The sequence below is a fragment of the Archangium sp. genome (genome assembly GCF_036389735.1).
GTDB lineage: Bacteria > Myxococcota > Myxococcia > Myxococcales > Myxococcaceae > Archangium.
Map to the genome: position 1 here is coordinate 1 of NZ_DASVWK010000902.1, position 3,351 is coordinate 3,351.

A 3,351-nucleotide genomic window follows, 5' to 3' on the forward strand; every position below is an offset into this window, starting at 1 on the left:
TGGTCCATGCACTCTGGAGATGTCTTGCGAAGTTGGCAAGCGGAACACGATTTTTGAAGTCACCTCCTGACGGCGTGGGGTCCACCTTCTGGACTGGGCGACGGGCCGGGACGTGCGTTGTAGAAGAGGAGCGGGAGGAGGCACTCGCATGGCGGACGCGAAGCACGGCAAGGACGGGATGCTGGGGCCGTATCGGCTCGGCAGGCGGCACGGGAGCAAGGGCCCGGAACTGGACGACCTGGGCCGGCTCTACGAGGCGCACAACGTGCACACGGGCGCGCCAGCGATGGTGCTGGTGCCGGGACCGGGCGTGAGCGCGGAGCCCGAGGAGGACTGGACGGTGCGCGTCACCTCCCAGGCCCGGCCGCCCTACGTGGCGGTGGAGATGGAGCGGGCGCCGGCCACGGGCGGGCTGGCGGGACTGGCGGGGTTGTTCGAGGTGCTCACCCGCATGGTGGAGCGGATGGAGTGGAGCGACGAGGCGCGCAACCACCTGGCGCGCCAGCCGCGGGGGAGGCTGAAGCGGTGGGCCTCGGGCGCGCGCCAGATGCTGGGGAGAGGGGCGAAGTCCGGAGTCGGAATGAGCGTCGCGGTCCTGGTGCTGCTGCTGTTGGTGGCGCACTGGCGGGCGTACACCGAGGGCCAGCGGGGTGCGCCGCACGAGGACTCCGGGGGGGTCATTCGGGCCGTGGAGGAGAGCGGTGCGCCCACGCTGGTGGACACGGGCGACGTGGACCCGGCGGTCATCGCCTATCCCCTGCCAGCGAAGCCTTTCAGCGACCAGGCGAAGGCGCCGTGCCTGCCAAAGAAGGGGGAGGTGGAAATCAACGGTGGTTGCTGGTTGACGCTCGAAAAGCGTCCGCCCTGTTATGAGGACCATGCCGAGTACCAGGGCAAGTGCTACGTGCCGGTCTCGGCGCGCTCGCGGAAGCCGCGTGAGCCCCAGTCCCTCCAGCCATGAAGCCGCTGAGAAGGTGTCAGACCACTCGCCCGTAAGTCTTACCGGCTTCTGGGTCGCTGCCGCCGAGGGCCGAGAGATAAAGCCTTGAAATCACACGCGAACGCCCCTGAATCCTCGCTGGCACGCGCGCTGCTATGTCCCCTCCTCGTGAAGTGAGCGGGGCGGGGCGGGACGGGCGGGACGGGGTAGGGCGGGACGGGGCAGGACGGGCGGGTCGGTTGGGGTAGGACGGGCGGGTGGGGCGGGGTAGGGCGGGACGGGGCTGCACGAGAGTTGGAACTCTTCAGGGGGCGGCGGGTTGGTTGGGGGGAGAGTGAAGTAGTGGGGTGGGACCTGCGGGGGCAGGGATTGGGGTGAGTCGGGGGGGAGCTGCTCACGCGGCTCCTCCCCGATTCCTTTTTGGCGGTCTGGGGTCAGGCGAGGAACTCGACGAGCGCCGGGGTGAGGACCTTGGGACTCACGTTGTGTGTCTGTCCCGCCAGCGTGCGGTGCCGAGCGTTCGGCACGGCCTTCGCGACGCCCTCGGCCGCCTGCTTCAGCCGGGGGTCCGTCTTCCCGCCGTTCATGACGAGCGTCGGGACGCGGATGGTCGAGAACCGCTCCGTCGGGACCGAGAAGCCGCGCATGACGTTCACGTCGTACGGCAGCGTGTGCGCGACCGCCTGAAGCTGCCGCCAGGCGGGCATCAGCCGCATGACCAGGAGGACGAACCCAGACGCGCCGAGCAGGTCCCGCATGAAGTACTTCACTGCGTCCCCACGGCGCCCCTGGGCGAGGAGCCGCTTCAGGTGCGCCTCGTGGTTGGCCTCGTGATCGTCCTCGGGACGTCGGGACGCGGCGGACACGTACGGGGGCTCGTACGCCGCGAGCTTCGTGATGTTCAGTCCGCTCGCCGCCGCCTCGAGCGCGAGTGCCGCGCCGGACGATAGGCCCGCGACGGCAGCGGAGCCGCCCGCGGCCTCGATGAGCGCGGCGAGGTCCTCGATCTCCCGCTCCCGTGCGTAGGGCTGCGTGTCGCCGCTGCCGCCCCGGCCGCGGCGGTCGTACGTGAACACCGTGAAGTGCTGGGCGAGGAGCGACGACAGCTCCGGCATCGGCCCGAACGCACGGCTGCAGAAGGCGCCGTCGACGAGGATGAGTGCGGGTCCGGAGCCCGTCTTCTCGTACGCGATGGGCGTTCCGTCTTTCGAAGTGACCGTGTCCATTGGAGGCTCCCCGGGTGTGAGCTGAGAAGGTGTCAGACTCCTGGCCCGTAAGTCTTACCGGCTTTGGGGCCGATGCTGCCAGGGGTAGCGCGATAAAGCCTTGAAATCACATGCAAACGCCCCTGAAGCCTCGCTGGCACGCCACCTGCTATGTCCCCTCCTCGTGAAGTGAGCGGGGCGGGGTAGGACGGGCGGGACGGGGTAGGGCGGGACGGGGCAGGACGGGCGGGTTGGTCGGGGTAGGGCGGCGGGTGGGGCGGGGTAGGGCGGGACGGGGCTGCACGAAGGTACGGAGTACGGGGCGGCGGGTCGGTCGGGGGGGTTGAGTGGGGTAGTGGGGTAGGAACCTGCGGGGGCAGGGATTGGGGAAGTGAGTCGGGGGGGAGCTGCTCACGCGGCTCCTCCCCGATTCCTTTTGGCGCGTGTGCCGCGCGGTGTTCAGGACTCCGGGGGAACGAGCGTGCGGGGCAGCTCGACGAGCTGGAACCAGTGCTTGTCGAGCACCCTCACCACATCGACGAGCCCCTCGAACGTCACGGGCTTGGTGACGAAGCAGTTGGCCCCCAGGTCGTAGCTGCGCAGGATGTCCTCCTCGGTCTTCGAGGTGGTCAGGACGACCACGGGGATGTGCCGCAGCGCGGGGTCGCTCTTGATCTCCCGCAGGGCCTCGCGGCCATCCTTGCGGGGCATGTTCAGGTCCAGGAGGATCAACCCGGGGCGCGGGGAGTCCTTCGGGTCGGAGTAGCGGCCGCGGCGGTAGAGGTAGTCGAGCAGCTCCTCTCCGTCCTCGACGAACCGGAGGTCATTGGCCAGCCGGCTCTCCTCCATCGCGGTGCGGGCGAAATCCCGGTCATCCGCGTCGTCGTCCGCCATCAGAATCGTAACGGGCTTCTTGGGGTCCATGACGTCCCTCACCTGCTCGTGGATTGCTTGAGGGGCAGCGTGACGATGAAGGTCGCCCCTGCTCCAGGCGAACTCCGTGCCCCGATGCTCCCGCCGTGCCTCTCGACAATCTTACGGCAGATCGCCAGTCCGATACCCGTTCCCTCGTACTTGCTGCTGCGCCCATGCAGGCGCTGGAACACGTCGAAGATGCGGTCGGTGTACTTTTCCTCGAAGCCGATGCCGTTGTCCTGGACCCGGAGCTCGCACCGGTTGGTTCCCGCCTCCACCGTGCCCTGAATG

4 protein-coding genes are annotated in these 3,351 nt (G+C 68.9%); 1 reads left to right on the forward strand and 3 read right to left on the reverse strand.

The features are described from left to right. Positions 1-148 precede the first annotated feature (148 nt). On the forward strand, positions 149-961 hold the full coding sequence (locus tag VF794_RS32095) for a hypothetical protein (protein WP_331116928.1): 813 nt from the start codon (positions 149-151) through the stop codon (positions 959-961). A gap of 413 nt (positions 962-1,374) precedes the next feature. Here the strand turns inward: VF794_RS32095 and VF794_RS32100 are convergent, their stop codons facing one another. From VF794_RS32100 to VF794_RS32110, 3 genes are all read right to left on the reverse strand, one after another. Continuing rightward, complete coding sequence (locus VF794_RS32100; protein ID WP_331116929.1) at positions 1,375-2,166, reverse strand: alpha/beta hydrolase; 792 nt, start codon at positions 2,164-2,166, stop codon at positions 1,375-1,377. 438 nt (positions 2,167-2,604) lie between these two features. Next, the gene (locus VF794_RS32105; protein ID WP_331116930.1) at positions 2,605-3,069 is read right to left on the reverse strand and encodes a response regulator; all 465 of its coding nucleotides are present in this window, start codon (positions 3,067-3,069) and stop codon (positions 2,605-2,607) included. Positions 3,070-3,077: 8 nt separating this feature from the next. Continuing rightward, a partial coding sequence (locus VF794_RS32110) for a sensor histidine kinase (protein WP_331116931.1) occupies positions 3,078-3,351 on the reverse strand: 274 nt, incomplete at its 5' end.